Here is a 19,792-nt window from a genome sequence, read left to right as displayed (position 1 = left end):
GGCGGCAACCTAGAAGGGTTGAACACTGGTGGCGAGGGTGCCCATCATCAGTGTCCAGCCGTCCACCAGCACGAACACCATGAGCTTGAAGGGCAGCGAGATCATCATCGGCGAGAGCATCATCATGCCCATTGCCATCAGCACGCTGGCCACCACCAGGTCGATGACCAGAAACGGGATGAAGATCATGAACCCCAGCTGGAACGCGGTTTTCAGCTCGCTGAGCACGAACGCCGGGAGGATCAGCGAGAAATCCAGGGTGGTCGGATCTTCGGGCATGGTCTCGCCGGCCAGTTCGACCATGGTGACCAGCGAGTTCTTGTTGGTCTGCGCGAGCATGAAGCGCGCCATCACGCCCTTGGCGCTGTCCAGCGCCTCGGGCAGCGTCAGTTGGTCGGTCTCGAAGGGCTGGTAGGCATTCTCGTACAACTCCTGCCAGGCCGGGCGCATCACCAGCAGGGTCAGGCACAGGGCGATGCCGATCAGCACGTTGTTCGGCGGGCTCTGCTGCAGGCCGATGGCCTGACGCAGGATGGCCAGCACGATGATGAAGCGGGTGAAGCAGGTCATCATCAGCAGCATGGCCGGCAGCAGGCCGAGCAGCGTCATCAGCACCAAGATCTGTACCTTGACGCTCAGGTCCTGGCCGTTCTCGGTGTCGTTCAGGCTCAAGAGCGTGATGTCACCATTGGCCGCCTGCACGCTCAGGGGCAGCAGCGCCAGGGCCAGAGCGCCAAGGCGGGCGACACGGGATGCGGTCATGGAGCCAGGTCGTCGAGGCCGTTGCCGCACAACTCGACGATGCGCAGGCCGTAATTGCCGTTCATCACCACCACTTCGGCCTTGGCGAACAACGCGCCGTTGACCTTCACGTCGAGTGGCTCTCCGGCCAGTTTGTCGAGCACGATCACGCTGTGGGTATCGACCTCCATCAGTTCCTTGAGTGACACCCGGGTGGAAGCCACTTCGAGGCTGACGTCCACCGGGATCTTGCCGAAGAAGCTCAGGTCCTGGCCCAGCTCGCGGGCGGGAGCGCCGCTCTCTGCCGGTGCGCCGGCCAGGTCGTCGTTGATCAGGTTGTCCAGTTCGCTGTCGGAAATCGGGCCGCTCATGGGGTCTGCACGCTCTCGAGGGATGTCAGGAAAAGGGCGCCGTCTTCCTCGAAAACGGTGCCGCGAAACAGCTTCTGCTGGTTGATCTCGATATCGCAGCGCTCCGCCAGGCGAATCGGCAGGATGTCGCCGCGCTTCAGGTTGAGCACCTGCAGCAGCGGCATGCGCAGGCGCGCCAGCACGCAATCGAGCTGCACCGGTAACTGCTGGATGTGCTGCGCAGGATTGCCGTTCAGCCGCGCCGGGGGCGGGCTGTTGCGGCGCGTCAGTTCGTTGACCAGCTGGGCATCCAGATACAGGTACAGCGAAGCCTGGGTGCCGGTGATATGGCTGATGTAGCGAAACTCGGCCTGGTACTCCCACTGCACCTCGTCATAGGTGCTGTCGTGGTGGCTGAGCTTGCCGGGGTCTTCGCCGGCGAGCAGCGCGCGCAGCAACAGGTGCACCACGTCGCTGCCGAGGCGATCACGCATGCGCTGCTCGGACGAGCTTTCCGGGGGCATCTCGCCACCCGGCAGCGACGTGCCGCCGTAGTAACACTCCAGGGCTTCGGTAAGCAGGCTGCGCTCGATGGCGAAGCCGACCTTGCCGTGGGCACTGCGATAGGTGCATTCGGCCGGGCACTTGAAATGCTCGAGCACGTCGACGCCCTGCAACTCGAGGTTGATGCGGTAGTTGCGCAGGAAATAGTCACTGACCAGACGCGGGTATTTGCCCGACGTTTCCCGGATGTAATTCGGGATGCGGTGATAGTGCCGACCGAGTTTGTGCGGCTTGAGCCGCAGCAACTGATCAGGCTGAACATCGTGGTGGATTTTCGAATTACCGAGCATCTGCCAAACCGCACTTTTCCAAAAAATCGGAGAGACAGGGCAGCAATCACATGCCTGGGCACGGAGTTGCCGGCGCCTTTGACGTGGCCAAGGCGGCATACCTGAAGTGAGGGGCGAGTCTAGGAGCGACGGGGCTTTGAGGTTAAATCAAGAGATATCAAAAGACGTCTTGAGGCGTTATTGGCGCCGCTTGACGGGTTTTGATGGGAACTGATTCAGCGCTTGGCGGGCAATTGGCTAATTTTGCCTTCCGCCCGAACGGCAGGGCGCCCAAATGTAGGATGGCGACCTGTTCTGATCGGCGATTAAGCCATTGGTTCACGCAACACGAAATTTTTTCACCACCGCCAGCAGGGAGGGATTGAAATGAATCGTCCAGTCAGTCATTGCGAACCTCTCGTGTTCGCGGCCGCCACGGACAGTCGACGTGTTCTGGTCGTTGGCCAGGGGGCATTTCACGGCGCGCTGCTCGATGCCCTGGCGACCCAACGTTGTCAGGTGCAGCGCTGCGCCGATCTTCACGGCGTGCAGGCCGCCCACCTGGAGCGGGCCAGCCTGGTCTTCCTGTTCGCCTCCATGGGGTGCGCCCAGGCGTTGAGCGAACAGGTGCGCAGCTGGCTGCTGCGGTATCCGCGCCTGACCCTGATTCCGGTGGTCGACTACGCCGACCAGGAAAAAGCGGCGCTGCTGCTAGAAGGCGGCTGCGTCGATTACCTGCTGTCGCCGTTCAGCGAGCAGCAGGTCGCCACGCTATTGCAGCGCCAGGCGCTCGCCGACAGTTCCGCCGACGAACTGGTCTGCCATTCGGCTTCCGGTCGTCGCCTGCTGGCCATGGCCCAGCGCGTGGCGCTGACCCGTGCGCCGGTGCTGATCAGCGGCGAAACCGGAACCGGCAAGGAGCGCATGGCGCGCTATATCCATCGGTGCTCCGGGCGCCCGGAGGCGCCCTTCGTCGCGGTCAACTGCGCGGCGATCCCCGAGCAGATGCTCGAGTCCATTCTGTTCGGCCACGAGCGTGGCGCCTTCACCGGTGCCGTCAGCGCGCAGGCCGGCAAGTTCGAACAGGCCAACGGCGGCACGCTGCTGCTCGATGAAATCGGCGAACTGCCCCTGGCGCTGCAGGCCAAGCTGCTGCGTGTGCTGCAGGAGCAGCGGGTGGAGCGCCTTGGCGGGCGCCGGGAAATTGCGCTGGACGTGCGCATCATCGCTGCCACCAACCGCGACCTGCAGCAGGAAGTGGCCGCCGGGCGTTTTCGCGCCGACCTGATGTTCCGTCTGGACGTGTTGCCCCTGCACATCGCACCGCTGCGTGAGCGGCGTGACGACATCCTGCCGCTGGTCAGCCGCTTCATCGCCAGCCACGCGCCGGGCGAAGGCGAAGAACTGCTCACCGATTCGGCGCGCCGTGCGCTGCTCGGCCATGACTGGCCCGGCAACGTGCGCGAGCTGGAGAACACCGTGCAGCGCGCGCTGGTGCTGCGCAATGGCCTGTTCATCCAGCCTGCCGACCTTGGCCTGGAGGTGCCGGGCAGCGTGCCGGCAGCGAGCATCCACATCGCCGCGGCGATGCAGCCGGATGCGGGTGAGGATGGCCGCGCGGCGCTGCGCGCCAGTGGCAAGTGGGCCGAGTACCAGCACGTGCTCGATACCATCCGCCGCTTCGACGGCCACAAGACCAAAGCCGCGCAGAGCCTGGGCATGAGTACCCGGGCACTGCGCTATCGCCTGAGCGCCATGCGCGAGCAGGGCGTACACATTCCGTTCTGATCGCCGCTGGAGAGCCGTGGATGAATTCGATCGATTCGATACGCCAGGACATGCTGGCACGCATGGAGGCCATGAAGGGCCTCAGCCAGGGCGCGGGCATTCGCCCGGCGGCCGAGCCCCAGGGCTTCACCGACAGCTTCGCCGCCAACCTGCGGGCCATCGACGCCCAGCAGCACCAGGCGAGTTCGGCGGTGGCCGCCGTGGAGCGTGGGCAGAGCGATGACCTGGTCGGTGCCATGGTCGACAGCCAGAAGGCCAGTGTGGCGTTCTCTGCATTGCTGCAGGTACGCAACAAGCTGAGCACGGCGTTTGACGACATCATCAAGATGCCGTTGTAAGGAGGCCAGGTGCCGCAACGCGTACTGAAAACCATCAGAAGCAATCCGCTGCTGGAGCGCCTCAGGGCCGATCCGCGTATCGCCCTGGCATGCATGGCGGCCATCGCTGCGCTGCTGGCAATGGGCGTCGTCTACTACCTGTGGAAGGGCGAGGACAACCTGCGCCCGCTGTATGGCGCTGGTGAGCGCTTTCCCGCTGCCGAGGTGATCGCCCTGCTGGAAGGCGAGGGCATTGCCTATCGCCTGCATCCGCAGAGCGGCCAGGTGCTGGTCAGCGATGAACAGGTGGCGCGGGCGCGGCTGTTGCTGGCGGCCAGGGGCGTCAAGGTGTCGCTGCCGGCGGGCTACGAACTGTTCGACAAGGACGAGCCACTGGGCACCAGCCAGTTCATGCAGGACGTGCGCCTGAAACGCAGCCTGGAGGGTGAGCTGGCGCAGACCATCATGGCACTGCAGGGCGTGCAGCAGGCGCGGGTTCACCTGGCGCGCGAAGAGAACAATTCGTTCGTGATTGCCCGCCGCGAGCCGACCAAGGCCTCGGTGATGCTGCAGCTGGCGCCGGGTTATCGCCTGGAGCCGGAGCAGGTGTCCGCGGTGGTCAACCTGGTGGCCGGCAGCGTGCCCCAGCTCGATGCCAAGGACGTGCGCGTCGTCGACCAGCACGGCACGCTGCTGTCCCGTGACCTGGAAGGCTGGGGCGGCCCGCAGCGCACCTGGCAGGTGATCGAGGATTATCAGCGCAAGGCGGCGTTCAATGTCGAGGAAGTGCTGACCCCGGTGCTGGGCCGCGACAATTATCGCCTCAGCGTGTCCGCCGATATCGACTTCAGCCAGCGCGAGGAAACCCTGCAGACCTACGGCCAGGAACCGCGGCTGCGTAACGAGGTGACCCGCGACGAAAGCGTGCTCGACAAGCTGGCCCTGGGTGTTCCCGGTTCGCTGAGCAACACGCCGCCGGCCAACACCCAGGCCCAGCGCCAGGCGGCCCAGGGTGGCCAGGCCGCGCAGCCGGCACCGCCCGAGGACAAGGCTGCGACGTCGCTGCGCAAGGAATCCAATCGCCAGCTCGATTACGACCAGAGCGTCACTCACGTGCGCCACGCACCCTATCGCCTGCAGCAGCAGAGCGTGGCCGTGGTGCTCAACGCCCAGGCCGCCCCTGAAGGTGGCTGGACGGCCGAGGCGCGCAGCGAGCTGGAGGCGATGGTCAAGAGTGCGGTCGGCTTCAACCAGGCGCGCGGCGATGTGCTGACCCTGAGCGTGCTGCCGTTCACTCCCGCCGCGGCGGACGAGTCGGCCAACGCCGGCCTCGCCTGGTGGGAAAACCCCAACGTGCACGAGTGGGTGAAGATCGCCGTGTTCGCGCTGATCAGCCTGCTGCTGGTGCTGCTGGTGGTTCGCCCGGCCGTGCGCGGGCTGATCGCCCGCCCGGACCGCAAGACGGAAAACGCGGCTGCAGGGGCAGAGGGCGAAGGCGAATTGCCGGCGATGCTGGCCAGCGAGCAGGCCGGGCGCCTGCTCGCGCGGGTGGGCGGCGAGCGTGATCCGGCCAAGCTGTTCAGCGAGTTGAATCCGCTGTCGGAAATTCGCCTGCCGGCGCCCGGCTCGGGCCTGGAACACCAGATCGAACACCTGCGGATGCTGGCCGAGAACGATCCCGAGCGCGTCTCGGAAGTCATCAAACAATGGGTAGGGCGTAATGACAAAGAACTCGGTGCAGCCGGTTGAGAAGGCTGCCAGCAGCAAGGCTGGCGAGCTCAAACCGAGGGCGCGTGCGTTGAGCTCTACCGAGCAGGCGGCGATCCTCATGCTGAGCATGGGCGACGACATCTCCTCGCGGGTGCTGCGGCACTTCTCGCGCGAGGAGATCATCAGCATCAGCCAGACCATGGCGCGCCTGTCGAACATCAAACTGGCCACGGTTTCCGACGTCATCGGGCGGTTCTTCGACGACTACAAGGAACAGAGCAACATCAAGGGGGCGTCGCGCAGCTACCTCTCCGGGATGCTCGGCAAGGCCCTGGGCAGCGAGATCACCCGCAATTTGCTGGACAGCATCTACGGCGAGGAAATCCGCGCCAAGATGGCGCGCCTGGAGTGGCTCGATCCCAAGCAGTTCGCCGCCATGCTGGCCAAGGAGCACGCGCAGATGCAGGCGGTGTTCCTGGCATTCCTGCCGCCTGGCATGGCCTGCGACGTGCTCGAGTGCATGCCGGCCGAGCGCCAGGACGAGCTGCTGTACCGCATCGCCAACCTCAACGAGGTCAACGGCGACGTGATCGCCGAACTGGAGCAGCTGATCGACCGCAGCCTGTCGGTGCTGTCCGCCCAGGGCTCCCAGGTGCGCGGCCTCAAGCAGGCGGCCGACATCATGAACCGCTTCAAGGGTGACCGAAGCCAGATGTTCGAGCTGCTGCGTTCCCACGACGAGCAGCTGGTGGGCCGCATCGAGGAGGAAATGTACGACTTCTTCATCCTCTCGCGGCAGACCCCGGACGTGCTGTCCGCCTTGCTCGAAGCCGTGCCCATGGAAGAGTGGGTGGTGGCGCTCAAGGGCGCCGAGCCGGCGCTCACCAAGGCCATCCAGGCGGTCATGCCCAAGCGTCAGGCCCAGCAGATGGAGTCGATCAAGCGGCGTCAGGGCCCGGTGCCGATGAGCCGCATCGAGCAGGTGCGCAAGGACATCATGGCCGTGGTGCGTGACATGGCGGCCCAGGGCGACATCCAGCTGCAGTTGTTCCGCGAACAGACGGTGGAGTAGAACGGCATGAGCGTGAAAGTCAGTCGAGACCACGACAAGGCCTGGCGGGCGTACCGCTTCCCGCCACGCTGCCCGGACATCCTCGAGTCGGGCGGTGACGCGGCCAGCGTGCAGCGCGCCATGAGCGACGGTTTTCAGCAGGGTATCGAAAAGGGTTACCAGGAGGGCTTGCAGCAGGGCCACGATGCCGGTCACCAGCAGGGTCTGCAGCTCGGCCGCGAAGAGGGCTTGCGCCTGGGCCGCGAAGAAGGCCGCCGCCATGGTCAGACGGCCTTCGAAGAGGCCGCCCGGCCGCTGGATGCGCTGTACGCGCAGTTGCAGCAGCACGCCGCCGAGCAGGAACGCAAGCGCCGCCAGGAACTGCTGGAGCTGGTGGGCAAGGTCGCCCGCCAGGTGATTCGCTGCGAGCTGACCCTGCACCCGGACCAACTGCTGACGCTCGCCGAAGAGGCCCTGGCCGGCATGCCGGGCGAGCAGGGCGAGCAGGGCGAGGTCAAGGTGCTGCTCAACCCCGATGAATACGCGCGCCTGCGTGATCTCGCCCCCGAGCGCGCGGCCACCTGGCGGCTGGTCGCCGACGAGCGCCTGGCGCTGGGCGAGTGCCGTGTGGTCACCGCCCAGGCCGAGGCGGACATCGGCTGCCAGCAGCGCCTGGACTCGTGCCTGGAAACCCTGGCCGAGCACCTCGAACTGACCGAGGACTGAGGCCATGGCGCAGCTGGGTGAATTCAAGCTCGATGAAGCCCTGCGCTCGCTCGACGGCGTGCGCTTGGCCAAGGTCAGCGGGCGCCTGGTCAAGGTATCCGGGCTGCTGCTGGAAAGCCTGGGGTGCCAGCGCACCACCGGCCAGCGCTGTCACATCGAACAGGGCGACGGCTGTCTGCTGGAAGCCCAGGTGGTGGGTTTCAACCGTGATATCACCTACCTGATGCCGTTCAAGAAACCCGTGGGCCTCGGCGCGGGTTCGCGGGTGTTTCCCGCCGCCGACGAGGCGTCGCTGCAGATCGACGAGTCATGGCTTGGCCGGGTGATCAACGGCTTGGGCGAACCCCTGGACGGCCTGGGCAAGCTGATCGGGCGCGATTCGCTGTCCCAGGAGTTGCCGACCGTCAACCCGCTGCGCAGACGCCCGGTGGAAGAGCCACTGGATGTCGGCGTACGCGCCATCAACGCCATGCTGACCCTCGGCAAGGGCCAGCGCGTCGGCCTGTTCGCCGGCAGCGGCGTGGGCAAGAGCGTGCTGCTGGGCATGATTACCCGCGAAACCAAGGCCGATGTGGTGGTGGTCGGGTTGATCGGCGAGCGCGGCCGTGAGGTACAGGAATTCATTCTGCATTCGCTGGGCGAGGAAGGGCTGCGCAAGGCCGTGGTGGTCGTAGCGCCAGCCAACGAATCGCCGCTGATGCGTCTGAAGGCGGCCGAGCTGTGCCACAGCATCGCCGCCTACTTTCGTGACCAGGGCAAGGACGTGCTTTTGCTCGTCGACTCGTTGACGCGCTACGCCATGGCCCAGCGGGAAATCGCCCTGGCCCTGGGCGAGCCGCCTGCCACCAAGGGCTACCCGCCGTCGGTGTTCGGCCTGTTGCCGGAGCTGGTCGAAAGCGCCGGCAACGGCGAGGCCGGCAGCGGCAGCCTGAGCGCCATCTACACTGTGCTGGCCGAGGGCGATGACCAGCAGGACCCCATCGCCGACTGCGCCCGGGCCATTCTCGACGGGCACATCGTGCTGTCGCGGCGCCTGGCAGACGTCGGCCATTATCCGGCTATCGACATCGCCGCCTCGGTGAGCCGTTGCATGTCCCAGGTGGTGCCGGTGGAGCTGCGCCGCGCGGCCCTGCAGCTCAAGGAGCTGTACGGCGCCTTCGAGAAGATTCGCGAACTGATTCCCCTCGGCGGATACACGCCGGGCATGGATGCCAGGACCGATCGAGCGGTGCAGATTGCGCCCGCCATCCAGCGCTTTCTGTGTCAGGAAGTGGGTGAGGGCGCCGACCTGGCGGACAGCCAGGGCCGCTTGCAGGCGCTGATCCGATGAAGCAGCAGGTCGAGGTGCTGCAGCGCCTGGCCGCGCTGCGCGGCAATCAGGTACGCCAGGTGCTGGGCCGCGTGGCTTACCAGCGCAACCTGTGCCAGCGCTATCGCAACAACATCAGTGGGCTCGACCGGCTGTGCGGCTTCGAGGTTCGCGTGGATACGCTGCTGCAGCGCAGCAATCAGCAACAGTACAAGCTGACCCTGCACAAGATGCTGCAGCTGCAACGCCGCGAGCTGGATGTGGCCGAGCAGGCGCTGCAGCGCATCCAGAGCGAACTGCTGGCGGCCATGCGCAGCGAAAAGGTGGTGGCCCAGGTGCTCGATGGCAAGCTGCAGCAATGGCAGGCGCAATTGACGCAGCAGGAACAGAAGATTCAGGACGGCCTGGCCACCCAGGCCTGGTGGCGCAACCAGGCGCCGTGACTGCCCGGTAAAAAAATTGCTTGCCGGCTTAAGTGGCCTTCATCGCCAGTCGCCTCTACTCGATAACAGCGGAAAACCTGGACCGATCACATGGAAATCAACCGCCACCTGAACCTCACGCCGACGCCCGTCAGCGAGCCGGCGGCTGCCAGCCGCGGTACCCGTGAGGCCACGTCCACGGCTGCTGCGCCAGGCGGCGCCGACGCGCGCCCGCTCGAGCAGCTGCAGGATGCGCTGCGTGCGCTGCCCGAGGTCGACCTGGACAAGGTCGAGAGCCTGCGCAAGGCCCTGCGCGAAGGCAGCCTGGACAGCAGCGCCGGTGCCCTGGCCAGCGGCATTCTGATCTACCACGGGATTCGCGAGGCGTGAGCCAGCGCGAACGCCTGCTCGAGGCCATGGAACAGGATCTGCACCAGGACCTGGACGACTACGTCTACCTGCGCGGCCTGATGCAGGAGTTGCGTCATGGCCTGATGCGCTGCGACACCGACGGCGTGCACCTGCTCAACGAGCGTATCCAGCTGCTGCTCGGCAGCGCGCAGGATCGTGCCCGGCGCCGCGTCAAGGTATTGAAGGCCGTCGGCCTGGCGTTCGACGAGGCCGGCATGCAGGCCTTCATCGCCCTTTATCCGACTGCGCGCGGGCGCGACATGCAGGCGCTGTGGACGCAGCTCGGGCAGATCGCCCAGCAGTGTCAGCGGCTCAACGAGGTCAATGGCCAGCTACTCGCCAGCCAGCACGAGATTCTCTGCCAGTTGCTCGAGCCCCAGCGTGGCGACGGCTTCTACTGCCCGCCCGCTTACTGATCCGCAAACCCTTCCAGCAGGCGGAAGGAAGCAGTGCTTCCGCCGGACGTCTCCGGCTGCCCAGGCGGAAGCATCGTTTCACCTCTCGGCTGGCTGAAACCCGCGTAATACGGGGTTTCTGGCCCTGGCACCGGAATTGCTAAATAGCTTTCAGTGGAGATTCGAACATGGCCATAGACTCAGCTTACGTACAGCAGATGGCGACGCAACTGGCGACCTACGAGGTCCAGGGAACGGAGCGCCGGGCGCAGCGCAACAAGACCAACTACAACGCCCAGTTGTCTTCGCTGACATCCCTGGATTCGGCGCTCAAGACCTTCAAGTCGGCGGTGTACGGGCTAAAGTCCAACAAGGCCAGCATGCTGATCAACAGCGGCACCTTCAGCAAGCCCGAGCAGGCCACGGCCACCCTGGACGGCAAGGCCGCTGCGGGCACCTATCAGTTTTTTGTCGAGCAGTTGGCCAGCAGCCATCAACTGGCCTTCGGTCAGCTGCGCGACGGTGACGTGGCGGCGGGCGGCTCACTGACCCTGGGGCAGGGTGACAAGTCGTTCACGGTCGACCTGAGCGCTGCGGACAAGAGCGGCGACGGCACCCTGTCGCTGGCCGAGCTTTCCGCGGCGATCAATTCCGCGAGCGATAACACCGGAGTTAAGAGCACCCTGGTACGCAGCAACGGCGAAGTGACGCTGGTGCTCAACAGCGAAAAGAGCGGTGAGGCCCAGGCGATTTCCGTGGCAGTCAGCGGCAACGCCGCCCTGGCCACTGCCGCCGACAACCGCCAGGAGCTTTCGGCTGCCCGCGATGCCCGGGTGCGCCTGGGCGGTGAAGGCGGGATGCTGCTGCAGAACGCCAGCAATACCTTCGAGAACCTCATGGAAGGCGTGAACATCACGTTCAACCAGGTGCATGCCAGCGGCGAGCAGCCGCTGACCTTCACCGTAGAGCGTGATGACGAGGCGACCCAGGCCAAGCTCAAGACCTTTATCGATGCCTACAACGCCCTGGCCGGGGTCATCGACGGCCTGACCGGCAGCGGCGGCGAGTCAGGGCAGCGCGGTGCACTGGCCGGTGATTCCACGGTACGTACCATCGACAACTCGCTGAGCCAACTGATCCGCACCAGTTTCGACGGCAAGAGCCTGATCGACTTTGGCGTCAGCGCCGACCGAGACGGCAAGTTGACCCTGGACGCCGCGCGCTTTCAGAAGGCGCTGGCTGCCGAGCCTGAGGCCTTCGAGAAGCTGTTCACCGGCAAGGACAGTCTGATCGACAGCCTCGACAAGACCGTGGCGCTTTACACCAACAGCGGCAATGGCCTGCTCAAGGCACGCAAGGACAATCTGGGCACCGCCATCAAGCGGGTCGAGAAACAGTTCGACGATATCGATCGCCAGTACGAGCAGTACTACAACCGCTACCTGAAGCAGTACACCAACCTCATGCAGATCCAGATCAGCATGGAGCAGACCGGCGGAATGTTCTGATGAGCTACTACTCCTTCGACGACAGTTACGACAGTTACCGCGCCGTTGACCTGCACGCCCGTGCGGCTTCGGCATCGCCCTACGAGCTGGTGCTGCAATTGTTCGACGGCTTGCTCGATGAGCTGGCACGCGCACGCGGGCATATTCAGGCGCGGCGTTTCCAGCAGAAGGGGCAGTCTCTGGAAAAATGCCTGCAGATCCTCAACGGCCTCAACGGCGCCCTCGATCATGACAATGGCGGCGACGTGGTGCAGGGCCTGGCACGGCTCTACGACTACTGCATCTACCGCATCTCCGACGTCAGCGTGACGCTGTCGCTCGAGGGGCTGGACGAAGTCACCGGATTGCTCGGCGTGCTGCGCGAAGGCTGGGAGGGCGTGAATGCCAAGCGCGGCTGAAACCTGCGACCAGGTGCTGCGTCTGCGTGCGCTGTATGACGCCCTGGCCGATGTGCTGATGCGTGAAGACTGGCCGGCGGTGGCTGACGTCGACCGCGACATCGCCGCTTACCTGGGCGCTGCCGATAGCTGCCCCTGTGATGCCCGGCATGCCGAGGCGCGTCTGCGCCTGCAGGTGCTGCACGGCCAGGCCCGCCAGCGCTGTGCTGCGGAATGCGAGCGGCTGCGCAGCCGCTTGCGCGATTACCTGGAGCGCGCCGAAGGGCGCAGCGCCTATCAGCAGAGTCAACTGTGGGGAGAGGGTGTGTGATGAACCCGGTGCTTTCCGGCCTGCCGAGCGCGACAGCGTCCACACCCAGTGATGCGCCGCTGGCAGCCGCCGAGTTGTCGAGCGGTGATGCGCAAGCGATGGTGCAGCCCGGCAGCGCGAGCTTCGTGATCGATGCCGAACAGGTGCTTGCACCGTCGGTGCTCGACGCCTGGCCGCTGGCAGAGGATGCCATGCAGGCGCCAGAGCCCGAGGTGCCAGCTTCGCCGGATGCAGCCGCAGATCCCGGTAGCGAAGCCGAGCAGTGGCTCGCCAGCATGTTCGGTCAGCTGGAGGCCCAGTTGCAGGTCCGTGAAGTACCGCGCATTGGCGACGGCAATGCGCCCGTGCCGCCGATGGTCACTACGCCGCCTGGCGCGGCCTCGTTGCGAGGTGGCGTAAGCGTCGAGGACAAGGGCCTGCGTCAGGGGGACGTGCCTCAGCCCGATCCTCAGGCGGACGCACAAGCCGCGTTCAGACGCGCTGCGCCAGTGGACGAAATCAGCGTTGCAGCCTTGCAGCACAAAACCGAGCTCGCCCCTGTCGAGCCTGCTCGCGCCGCGCTGGCGCCGGTCGTGGTCGGGCTGGGCCCGGTGCCCGTCGCCGCTGCACCGGTTGCAGCGGCAACGGCCAGCGCATCGCCTGCCGAACGCACCTTGAGCCTGGCCCAGGTGCCGCAGGCGCAGTGGGGCGAGCGCATGATCGGTGCCCTGCGTGACAGCGTCGAACTGCAATTTCGCAACGGCCTGCAGCAGGCCACCATTCGCCTCGATCCCGCCGAGCTGGGGCGTGTGGAAATCCAGCTGAGCCATGAGGCCGGGCGCCTGCAGGTGCAGATCCAGGCCGGCCAGGCGGACGTGGTTCGCCTGCTGCAGCAGACCAGCGAGCGATTGCGCCAGGACTTGGTCGGGCAGACGTTCGTCGATGTCAGCGTACAGGTCGGCGGCGATGCCCAGCACGACCGCCGAGGCCGGCAGGCGCCGTCCGCCTGGGTAAATGAATCACCAAGCAAGGCCGCGCAACTGGACGAAGACCAGGGCGCAGAAGCCAGGGGCTCGCGCAGCGATGTGCTGATCACCGTATAGGTCAGCCAGTGCCTACCCATTTTTCCGCAATTTCGTGAACTGAGATTTATCGAACATGACGATGCCGCGCCTGATGCTGATCATTCTGGTCCTCAACCTGCTCATCACCCTGGGCGGCGTGGGCGCCAACTACTGGATGCTGCGCGCGGGCGTGCAAGCGGCCAGTGCGCCGGCTGGGGAGGCAGCCGAAGCGCCCACGGTGGCCGAAGTGGCGGCGTCCGAGTACCAGTTCTTCCCCATCGACAAGATCATCGTCAGTGTGCGCGGTACCGCGCGCGAGCATTACTTCGTGCTCGACCTGGCGCTGCAGGCTGGCAAGGAAACCGAAAAGGTGCAGCTCGAGAGCCTGGAGCCCATGGTGCGCAATTCGGTGGTGTCTCATCTTTCCGCGCTGTCGTTCGATGCCCTGCGCGAACTGCCCGTCAGCGACCTGCAGACGAAACTTGAAAACGTGCTGCGTGAAGACCTGGCGGCGCGCAATATCAGCGTGCCGTTCAGCAATCTGCTGGTCAGCAAGCTGATCGTGCAGTAGGCCGGCCCATGAGCGCTCAGCCTGCCCAGGACCACCACTACGCCGAGGCACCGGTCGCGTTCGTACCGCTGTCGGCAGCAGCCGAACAGCAGTGGCTGCTGCGCTACCTGCCGCTGGTCAAGCGGGTGGTACGCCAACTGGAGCTGCAGGCTAGCCAGGTGCTCGATCGTGAAGACATGGAACAGATCGGTTTGCTAGGCCTGCTCGACAGCCTGCGCCGCTATGGCGAGCCGGATGAGCAGTTCGCACGTTTCGCCAGCTTGCGCATCCGTGGCGCGATCCTCGATGAGCTGCGTCGCCTCGACTGGCGCCCACGTACCGTGCGGCAACAGTCGCATCGGGTGCGCGACGGCATTCGCGAGCTGACCCGCAAGCTGGGCCGCGAGCCCCAGGAGAGCGAGATCCTGGCCGCTACCGGCCTGGACGCCCAGGGCTATCAGGATCACCTGATGGCGCAAACCAGCGAAGCCATCGAGAGCCTCGACAGCCTGCTGCAGGACGGTCAGGAAAGCCTGGCCGGCAGCAGCCGCAGCGCCGAGGATCAGGTGCTGCGCGAGCGCCTGCTGACCCAGGCCCTGGCGCGCCTGGATGAGCGCGAGCGCCTGGTGCTGACCCTGTATTACCTGCACGAGCTGAGTCTCAAGGAAATCGCCCTGGTGCTCGAAGTGAGCGACGCCCGGGTCTGTCAACTGAGCAAGCAGGCGATCGCCAAGGCTTGCCGCTTTCTCACGGAGAACTGAAACGATGCAGAAGATCCTGGGCTCGCTGATCATCATCGGCTGCGTGCTGGGCGGCTACACCATGGCCCATGGTGACATCGCCATGCTCTGGCAACCGGCCGAGGTGGTCATCATTCTCGGCGCCGGCCTGGGCAGTCTGGTGGTGGCCAACCCCAAGGAAGTGCTGCTGGAAATGTGCAGCCAGATCAAGGGCGTGTTCGTCCTCAAGCGCCGCGGCGAGGAGTTTCAGCGGCAATTGCTGATGCTGCTCTACGAACTGCTGGAAACGGTCGAGGAGGGTGGCCTGAAGGCGCTGGACGAGCATATCGAGGAGCCTGAGCAGAGCGAGCTGTTCACCCGCTACCCGCTGATTCTCGAAGAAAACAATCTGATGGCCTTCATCGCCGACAACTTCCGGCTGATGGCCATGGGCAAGATCAGCGCCCACGAGCTGGAAGGCTTTCTCGAGCAGGAACTCGAGGCCATGGAGCATGCGCTGCTGCAGCCGTCGCGCTCGCTGCAGAAGATTGGTGAAGCGATGCCGGGCTTCGGCATCCTGGCCGCAATCCTGGGCATCATCATCACCATGGGCAGCATCGGTGGTTCGGTGGCCGAAGTGGGTGCCCACGTGGCGGCGGCGCTGGTCGGTACCTTCCTGGGCATCTTCATGTGCTATTGCCTGATGGAGCCGCTGTCCCATGCCATGTCGCAGCGCATCAAGACCGAGCTGTCGGCGCTCGAGTGCGTACGTACCACACTGGTCGCCCACGTGGCCGGCAAGCCGACGCTGCTGGCGGTGGACGCCGGCCGCAAGTTGATCGAGCAGGACGTCAAGCCGGCGTTCAAGCAGCTGGAGATCTGGGTCAACCAGTTCGAGGATCAAAGGGACGCCGCATGAGCAAGCGTGGGGCCGCTCAGGGCCATGAGATCATCATCAAGCGGCGTTCGCGCAAGGGCCATGAAGAAGGCCACGGCGGCGCCTGGAAGGTGGCTTTCGCCGATTTCACCATGGCAATGATGGCGCTGTTCATGGTGCTGTGGATCGTCAACCCGCGTAATGAAATGACCAGCCCATCCCAGGGCGACATGCTCACCAACCCGCTGGTCGACGGGGGCGCCGGGGTCTTCGAGGGCACCAGCCGAACGCCGCTGGAGTTCGACGGCGTATCGGTACCTCGGCCGCAGCCCGAGCGACCTTCGGACGAGTACGCCAGTGGCCAGGGGCAGGCAGGCGAAGCTGGCGAGGCGCAGCCCGTGCGGCATTACGGCAGCGCCAGCGATATGCAGTCGCTGGCCACCCTGCTGGAACAGATCAAGCAGCAACTCGATGCCGAAGCCAACCTGGAGGTGGAAATCGTGCCTCAGGGGCTGCGCATCGTTCTCAAGGATGATGCGCAACGCTTCATGTTCGCCCGTGGCAGCGCCAAGATCGATCCGCATTTTCTGGCGTTGCTGGGTGGCTTGTCAGCAGTGCTGGCCGGTGCCGACAACAAGCTGATCATCAGCGGACATACCGACTCGACTGCTTTTCGCAGTATTACCGGCTACGACAACTGGAATCTCTCCGGTGACCGTGCGCTGCAGGCGCGCCGGGTGATGGTCGAGAAAGGCATTGCGGTGGCGCGCGTACTGCAGGTCACGGCCCATGCCGACGGTATGCCCATTCGGCCGGATCAGCCGGAGGACGGTGCCAATCGCCGGGTGGAAATCCTCCTGCTGACCGATCAGGCCGAGGCGCTGTATCGGCAGTTGTTCGACAGCACGGCGCTACGTGCCCGGGTTAGCGAGCAGGGGGCGCAATTGCTCGGCAACGGTGATGCGCAGCCTGACGCCAAGGCGCTGTGAGCCGCTAGTCGCGACAATAGACCTGGCTGGTTTCGGTGGCGTACAGGCAGTCGTTGATGGCGGTCAGGTTGATCACTGAGCCCTTGCGACGTGTGAACAGGTGGGTGAATAGGCTGTAGTCGTCGGCGCTGGCATCCAGCTCCGTGGCGTTGCCCTTTTCAACCACCAGTTGGTAGTGCCCCTTCTGGTGCTTTTCAACCCGGCCATTGAATTCCACGATCAGGCCTTGCTGGCGGCTGAGCCCATAGAAGCGCTGGTCGCTGAATTGCATCGCATGGGTGACCTGGGTGCTGCTGCCATCAGCGAGCAGCAGGGTGCCCTGGCTGCTGTAGCGGCCCTGCAGGCAGCTTTCCGCCGACCAGGGAGACAGGGTGACCAGGGCCAACGCCAGGGTGCCGGTGAATAACAGAATCTTTTTTCCACGCGTCATATCAGGCAGCTTCGCAGGTGTTGTTCCGGCACTGCACTGAGCCGTGATTGATGGATTTCCAGCCAGTGGGTTTGTCGGCTGTCCGGGTTGCGGCATAGCACCTGCACGAATTCTCCGATGCCGGTGACCGTGACCACGCGCGGCTGCTCGCTTAGCTCGGCCAGGCCACTGACCGCGGGCTGCGCCAGATGCTGCAGCTGGGCAAGCTGTCGCGGGTTCTGAGCGACGTAGAGAATGCTCAACTGGCCCAGCGTGGCATACAACTGCAAGTCGGTTTCCTTGTCGCTGGCCAGCTTGCTGCACAGCAGCAATGTGCCGGCGGCCATCAAGGCGGCCGGCCAGCGCAACTGAAATCCAGGGCGTTTTTTCGTGATCACTTGCGCAGTTGGCGCCGCTTGCAGCGCTGGTGCCGCAGTGGCTGCAGGCTGCAGGGTTTCCAGCACGGTGCTGGGGTTGAGCAGGTACCCCCGGCGCGGAAGGGTTTGGATGATGTCGCGTTTCTGTTCATCGCCCAGCAGTTGGCGCAGGGTGTAGATCTGCTGGTTCAGGCTGCCCTGTCCGACTACACGATCCGCCCAGGCGTATTGAAGCAAATCCTCCCTGGCGATCACTTCGCCAGGCGTCTGCAGCAGGCGCTCCAGCAAGCGACTACCCGAATAGCCGAGTTCCACACGCTTTTGTTGCTCGCCATTGAGCAATATCAGCAGGTAGCGCGCCGGCTGAAACAACGCTTCGCCACCCGCGCCACCGATCTGCAATCGGAAGCAGGGGCCGTCCAGGTCGATTTCAAGGGAAGAGGAAAGCGTCATAGGCGAACGTGAACTTTTTCCATTTCAGGAGGTATAGCATCCATTTGTGGCGGCATATTGGCGTTGTAAAACCGTCACTGCAACTTTTTTAGCATGACTGCTGTGACATTTTGTCGAGTATGGAGGGCTGAAAATTGCCGACCCGATCACTTCAGCGGTGTGCACGACCGGTTTTGTCACGCAAACGAAAACGCCCCCGCACGAGGGCGGGGGCGTCGAAGGGCTTGTCGCTGCGGCTGGATCAGCCCAGCAGGGACATGACCATGCTCGGCATCTGGCCGGATTGGCGCAGCATCGAAATACCGGACTGCATCAGCATGCTGTTCTTGGTCATGCTGGCGCTTTCGGAAGCGAAGTCGGCGTCCATGATGCGGCCGCGGGCAACATCGGTGTTGTCCTTCATGTTGGCCAGGTTGTTGGACGTGTGGTTCAGCCGGTTGATGTTGGCACCGAAGTCGGCACGCAGAGCGCCGATATCGTCCAGGCCATCTGCCAGGGCAGTGATGGCCGCGCCAGCGTTGGCTGCGTCGTCCAAGGTCAGGGCTTTGATATCGGTGATCAGGGTTGCCATGCCGTCGACCTTGGTCGAGGCGTCAAAGGCCAATGTCTCGTCAGCAGTGGCGCCAATCTGGAAGTTGACCGGACCTGCCTGCAGTTTGCCGCCGGTGTCGAACAGTTTTTCGCCAGCGTAGGTGGTGTTCTGGAAGATGTTCTCGATCTCCAGGGCCAGTGCGTCGAACTCGCCCTGCAGTGCGGTACGGTCGTCTGCGCTGTTGGTATCACTCGCCGCTTGAGTGGCCAGGTCTTTCAGACGCTGGGTGATGTCGGTGATTTCGGTGAAGGCGCCTTCAGCGGTTTGCAGCAGGGAGATGGCATCGCCGGTGTTGCGCGAGGCAACGTCCATGCCGCGGGACTGGGCATTCAGGCGGGTGGCGATCTGCAGGCCAGCGGCGTCGTCGGCGGCGCTGTTGACGCGGTAGCCGGTACCCAGGCGCTGTTGCGCGGTGGACAGGTTGCCGTTGGTCTTGTTCAGGTTCGACTGGGTGACCAGGGATGCGTAGTTGGTGTGGATCGACAGAGCCATTTCGAATCGTCCTTCTGACGGTTGGTTGGGAGCTGGCTTTGCGCCTGCTAACCGGTGAAGGCGACAGCTGCTGTCAGGGACTTAAATGTTTTCTGCAAAAAAATGGCGCCAGATATCGAACACTGCTTTTGCGGCTCACTGGCGCTGCGTCGTCACCACGCCCTTGGCCTTGACCCTGGCGCGGATCACCGTGTCGCTAGCCTGATTGCGCACGCGGATCAGCTGACCCATCTGTCCGTCTTCGAGGGCGGTGCCCGCGGTGCTGGCCTGGATATCGCCCTGGCGCGCGATCATGGTCACGGTCTGCCCGCGCGTGACCAGCAAGGCCGGGGCAACCAGATTGGGGGTCAGCACCTGGCCCGCCCTGATGCGCCGCTTGGCGATCTGCCCAGCGACCTCATCGGCATCCTGATAGTAACCGCGCGGCAGCCTGGCGACGTCCTGTTCCTGCAGCTGAAACTGCTCGGCCGCCAGTGGCGCGCCGCGATCCGTCACGGCGGTGGCGACCAGCACCGGCAGCAGTACGCTGGGCGTCACCAGGCTGACCTGTTGCCAGCCGCCATCGCCCGGGCAGGCCACCTGCAGACGCTGGCGTTCGAGCAGGCCCCGGCCTTCGTCGAGGCGCTCGAGCTGCAGTGCCGAGGCGCAGCTGGGCAGCGTAAGGCTGGTGCCCAGCACAGTGCGCTTGTAGGTGATCTGCGGGTTCTGCCAGCCCTGCTGCTCGGCATATTCATCGAGCTGGCTGGCGAGGTAGGCGCGAATACGTGCGTCGATCTGCTGCCCGGAATCGGCAAACGCCCCATTCGAATAGCTCAGCGCGACCGCCAGCAGCGCGGCGGCAACGGCCGTCGTGGCGGAAGCGAGGTTTCCGCCTGCGGCCAGGGCTTCCTGTAAAAGCGGAAGCGTGGCTGTTGTCCGAGTGTCTGGCTTTTCTGAAAAATCCATTTAAATCAGTAGCTTGCTTAAATTTATCGAGTGGGCACGATTTCTGCTCTCGTACCCGCAACAGCGATGGATGTGGG

24 protein-coding genes are annotated in these 19,792 nt (G+C 64.6%); 17 read left to right on the top strand and 7 right to left on the bottom strand.

The features are described from left to right. Positions 1 to 9 precede the first annotated feature (9 nt). From fliP to BM279_RS06335, 3 genes are read right to left on the bottom strand one after another with little or no spacing between them, the layout of a single operon-like run. Positions 10 to 762, bottom strand: a complete 753-nt coding sequence (gene fliP, locus BM279_RS06345) for a flagellar type III secretion system pore protein FliP (protein WP_093502018.1) — start codon at positions 760 to 762, stop codon at positions 10 to 12. Beyond that, positions 759 to 1,112, bottom strand: a complete 354-nt coding sequence (fliN, locus tag BM279_RS06340; protein ID WP_013792135.1) for a flagellar motor switch protein FliN — start codon at positions 1,110 to 1,112, stop codon at positions 759 to 761. The genes fliP and fliN overlap by 4 nt, the downstream gene beginning before the upstream one ends. Further along, positions 1,109 to 1,945 (bottom strand): FliM/FliN family flagellar motor switch protein, encoded by an 837-nt coding sequence (locus BM279_RS06335; protein ID WP_093502016.1) that lies wholly within the window; start codon positions 1,943 to 1,945, stop codon positions 1,109 to 1,111. The genes fliN and BM279_RS06335 overlap by 4 nt, the downstream gene beginning before the upstream one ends. A 366-nt stretch (positions 1,946 to 2,311) precedes the next feature. Between BM279_RS06335 and BM279_RS06330 the strand changes: the two genes are divergently transcribed. From BM279_RS06330 to BM279_RS06250, 17 genes are all read left to right on the top strand, one after another. Continuing rightward, entirely contained in the window at positions 2,312 to 3,712 is a 1,401-nt protein-coding gene (locus BM279_RS06330) for a sigma-54 interaction domain-containing protein (RefSeq protein WP_093502014.1), read from the top strand. A 20-nt stretch (positions 3,713 to 3,732) separates the two neighbouring features. Then, positions 3,733 to 4,050 (top strand): flagellar hook-basal body complex protein FliE, encoded by a 318-nt coding sequence (gene fliE, locus BM279_RS06325; RefSeq protein WP_093502012.1) that lies wholly within the window; start codon positions 3,733 to 3,735, stop codon positions 4,048 to 4,050. A 9-nt stretch (positions 4,051 to 4,059) separates the two neighbouring features. Further along, positions 4,060 to 5,778, top strand: coding sequence for a flagellar basal-body MS-ring/collar protein FliF (fliF, locus tag BM279_RS06320; protein ID WP_093502010.1), 1,719 nt, complete (start codon positions 4,060 to 4,062; stop codon positions 5,776 to 5,778). Beyond that, positions 5,750 to 6,811 carry a FliG C-terminal domain-containing protein gene (locus BM279_RS06315; RefSeq protein WP_093502008.1) on the top strand — a complete coding sequence of 354 codons (1,062 nt, stop codon included), beginning with the start codon at positions 5,750 to 5,752 and terminating at the stop codon, positions 6,809 to 6,811. Before fliF ends, BM279_RS06315 begins: the two co-directional genes overlap by 29 nt. Before the next feature lie 6 nt (positions 6,812 to 6,817). Further along, the gene (gene fliH / locus BM279_RS06310) at positions 6,818 to 7,516 is read left to right on the top strand and encodes a flagellar assembly protein FliH (RefSeq protein WP_093502006.1); all 699 of its coding nucleotides are present in this window, start codon (positions 6,818 to 6,820) and stop codon (positions 7,514 to 7,516) included. 4 nt (positions 7,517 to 7,520) lie between these two features. Further along, entirely contained in the window at positions 7,521 to 8,846 is a 1,326-nt protein-coding gene (gene fliI, locus BM279_RS06305; protein ID WP_093502004.1) for a flagellar protein export ATPase FliI, read from the top strand. Next, entirely contained in the window at positions 8,843 to 9,268 is a 426-nt protein-coding gene (locus tag BM279_RS06300; protein WP_093502002.1) for a flagellar export protein FliJ, read from the top strand. The genes fliI and BM279_RS06300 overlap by 4 nt, the downstream gene beginning before the upstream one ends. Before the next feature lie 90 nt (positions 9,269 to 9,358). Further along, entirely contained in the window at positions 9,359 to 9,637 is a 279-nt protein-coding gene (gene flgM, locus BM279_RS06295) for a flagellar biosynthesis anti-sigma factor FlgM (RefSeq protein ID WP_093502000.1), read from the top strand. Beyond that, complete coding sequence (flgN, locus tag BM279_RS06290) at positions 9,634 to 10,074, top strand: flagellar protein FlgN (RefSeq protein WP_244154125.1); 441 nt, start codon at positions 9,634 to 9,636, stop codon at positions 10,072 to 10,074. Before flgM ends, flgN begins: the two co-directional genes overlap by 4 nt. Before the next feature lie 167 nt (positions 10,075 to 10,241). Then, positions 10,242 to 11,561 carry a flagellar filament capping protein FliD gene (gene fliD / locus BM279_RS06285; RefSeq protein WP_093501998.1) on the top strand — a complete coding sequence of 440 codons (1,320 nt, stop codon included), beginning with the start codon at positions 10,242 to 10,244 and terminating at the stop codon, positions 11,559 to 11,561. Then, a complete protein-coding gene (fliS, locus tag BM279_RS06280; protein ID WP_093501996.1) occupies positions 11,561 to 11,959 on the top strand; it encodes a flagellar export chaperone FliS in 399 nt (132 codons plus the stop codon). The genes fliD and fliS overlap by 1 nt, the downstream gene beginning before the upstream one ends. Further along, positions 11,943 to 12,269 carry a hypothetical protein gene (locus BM279_RS06275; RefSeq protein ID WP_093501994.1) on the top strand — a complete coding sequence of 109 codons (327 nt, stop codon included), beginning with the start codon at positions 11,943 to 11,945 and terminating at the stop codon, positions 12,267 to 12,269. Before fliS ends, BM279_RS06275 begins: the two co-directional genes overlap by 17 nt. Continuing rightward, positions 12,269 to 13,351: a flagellar hook-length control protein FliK gene (locus BM279_RS06270; protein ID WP_167363103.1), complete on the top strand. Its 1,083-nt coding sequence runs from the start codon at positions 12,269 to 12,271 to the stop codon at positions 13,349 to 13,351. Before BM279_RS06275 ends, BM279_RS06270 begins: the two co-directional genes overlap by 1 nt. A 61-nt stretch (positions 13,352 to 13,412) precedes the next feature. Then, positions 13,413 to 13,883 (top strand): flagellar basal body-associated FliL family protein, encoded by a 471-nt coding sequence (locus tag BM279_RS06265; RefSeq protein ID WP_306109831.1) that lies wholly within the window; start codon positions 13,413 to 13,415, stop codon positions 13,881 to 13,883. A gap of 8 nt (positions 13,884 to 13,891) precedes the next feature. Further along, entirely contained in the window at positions 13,892 to 14,623 is a 732-nt protein-coding gene (locus BM279_RS06260) for a FliA/WhiG family RNA polymerase sigma factor (protein ID WP_093501988.1), read from the top strand. A gap of 4 nt (positions 14,624 to 14,627) precedes the next feature. Further along, entirely contained in the window at positions 14,628 to 15,500 is an 873-nt protein-coding gene (gene motA / locus BM279_RS06255; RefSeq protein ID WP_093501986.1) for a flagellar motor stator protein MotA, read from the top strand. Next, a complete protein-coding gene (locus tag BM279_RS06250) occupies positions 15,497 to 16,447 on the top strand; it encodes a flagellar motor protein MotB (RefSeq protein WP_093501984.1) in 951 nt (316 codons plus the stop codon). The genes motA and BM279_RS06250 overlap by 4 nt, the downstream gene beginning before the upstream one ends. A 4-nt stretch (positions 16,448 to 16,451) precedes the next feature. Here BM279_RS06250 and BM279_RS06245 read toward each other — a convergent pair whose 3' ends face one another. From BM279_RS06245 to flgA, 4 genes are all read right to left on the bottom strand, one after another. Further along, positions 16,452 to 16,877: a hypothetical protein gene (locus BM279_RS06245; RefSeq protein WP_093501982.1), complete on the bottom strand. Its 426-nt coding sequence runs from the start codon at positions 16,875 to 16,877 to the stop codon at positions 16,452 to 16,454. Further along, positions 16,874 to 17,686 (bottom strand): winged helix-turn-helix domain-containing protein, encoded by an 813-nt coding sequence (locus tag BM279_RS06240; protein ID WP_093501980.1) that lies wholly within the window; start codon positions 17,684 to 17,686, stop codon positions 16,874 to 16,876. The genes BM279_RS06245 and BM279_RS06240 overlap by 4 nt, the downstream gene beginning before the upstream one ends. 241 nt (positions 17,687 to 17,927) lie before the next feature. Then, positions 17,928 to 18,770, bottom strand: coding sequence for a lateral flagellin LafA (lafA, locus tag BM279_RS06235; protein ID WP_093501977.1), 843 nt, complete (start codon positions 18,768 to 18,770; stop codon positions 17,928 to 17,930). 135 nt (positions 18,771 to 18,905) lie between these two features. Next, complete coding sequence (gene flgA, locus BM279_RS06230) at positions 18,906 to 19,715, bottom strand: flagellar basal body P-ring formation chaperone FlgA (protein ID WP_093501975.1); 810 nt, start codon at positions 19,713 to 19,715, stop codon at positions 18,906 to 18,908. Positions 19,716 to 19,792 lie beyond the last annotated feature (77 nt).

This window comes from Phytopseudomonas straminea, from assembly GCF_900112645.1.
In the GTDB taxonomy this organism is placed as follows: Bacteria; Pseudomonadota; Gammaproteobacteria; order Pseudomonadales; family Pseudomonadaceae; genus Aquipseudomonas; species Aquipseudomonas straminea.
Note: the sequence above shows the minus strand (reverse complement) of the source record. Positions and strands in the feature narration are given on the sequence as shown.

Coding starts and splice junctions, on each gene's coding strand:
- fliP (WP_093502018.1), bottom strand. CDS start 762: ATGACCGCATCCCGTGTCGCCCGCCTTGGCGCTCTGGCCCTGGCGCTG.
- fliN (WP_013792135.1), bottom strand. CDS start 1,112: ATGAGCGGCCCGATTTCCGACAGCGAACTGGACAACCTGATCAACGAC.
- BM279_RS06335 (WP_093502016.1), bottom strand. CDS start 1,945: ATGCTCGGTAATTCGAAAATCCACCACGATGTTCAGCCTGATCAGTTG.
- BM279_RS06330 (WP_093502014.1), top strand. CDS start 2,312: ATGAATCGTCCAGTCAGTCATTGCGAACCTCTCGTGTTCGCGGCCGCC.
- fliE (WP_093502012.1), top strand. CDS start 3,733: ATGAATTCGATCGATTCGATACGCCAGGACATGCTGGCACGCATGGAG.
- BM279_RS06315 (WP_093502008.1), top strand. CDS start 5,750: ATGACAAAGAACTCGGTGCAGCCGGTTGAGAAGGCTGCCAGCAGCAAG.
- fliH (WP_093502006.1), top strand. CDS start 6,818: ATGAGCGTGAAAGTCAGTCGAGACCACGACAAGGCCTGGCGGGCGTAC.
- fliI (WP_093502004.1), top strand. CDS start 7,521: ATGGCGCAGCTGGGTGAATTCAAGCTCGATGAAGCCCTGCGCTCGCTC.
- BM279_RS06300 (WP_093502002.1), top strand. CDS start 8,843: ATGAAGCAGCAGGTCGAGGTGCTGCAGCGCCTGGCCGCGCTGCGCGGC.
- flgM (WP_093502000.1), top strand. CDS start 9,359: ATGGAAATCAACCGCCACCTGAACCTCACGCCGACGCCCGTCAGCGAG.
- fliD (WP_093501998.1), top strand. CDS start 10,242: ATGGCCATAGACTCAGCTTACGTACAGCAGATGGCGACGCAACTGGCG.
- fliS (WP_093501996.1), top strand. CDS start 11,561: ATGAGCTACTACTCCTTCGACGACAGTTACGACAGTTACCGCGCCGTT.
- BM279_RS06275 (WP_093501994.1), top strand. CDS start 11,943: ATGCCAAGCGCGGCTGAAACCTGCGACCAGGTGCTGCGTCTGCGTGCG.
- BM279_RS06270 (WP_167363103.1), top strand. CDS start 12,269: ATGAACCCGGTGCTTTCCGGCCTGCCGAGCGCGACAGCGTCCACACCC.
- BM279_RS06265 (WP_306109831.1), top strand. CDS start 13,413: ATGCCGCGCCTGATGCTGATCATTCTGGTCCTCAACCTGCTCATCACC.
- BM279_RS06260 (WP_093501988.1), top strand. CDS start 13,892: ATGAGCGCTCAGCCTGCCCAGGACCACCACTACGCCGAGGCACCGGTC.
- motA (WP_093501986.1), top strand. CDS start 14,628: ATGCAGAAGATCCTGGGCTCGCTGATCATCATCGGCTGCGTGCTGGGC.
- BM279_RS06250 (WP_093501984.1), top strand. CDS start 15,497: ATGAGCAAGCGTGGGGCCGCTCAGGGCCATGAGATCATCATCAAGCGG.
- BM279_RS06245 (WP_093501982.1), bottom strand. CDS start 16,877: ATGACGCGTGGAAAAAAGATTCTGTTATTCACCGGCACCCTGGCGTTG.
- BM279_RS06240 (WP_093501980.1), bottom strand. CDS start 17,686: ATGACGCTTTCCTCTTCCCTTGAAATCGACCTGGACGGCCCCTGCTTC.
- lafA (WP_093501977.1), bottom strand. CDS start 18,770: ATGGCTCTGTCGATCCACACCAACTACGCATCCCTGGTCACCCAGTCG.
- flgA (WP_093501975.1), bottom strand. CDS start 19,715: ATGGATTTTTCAGAAAAGCCAGACACTCGGACAACAGCCACGCTTCCG.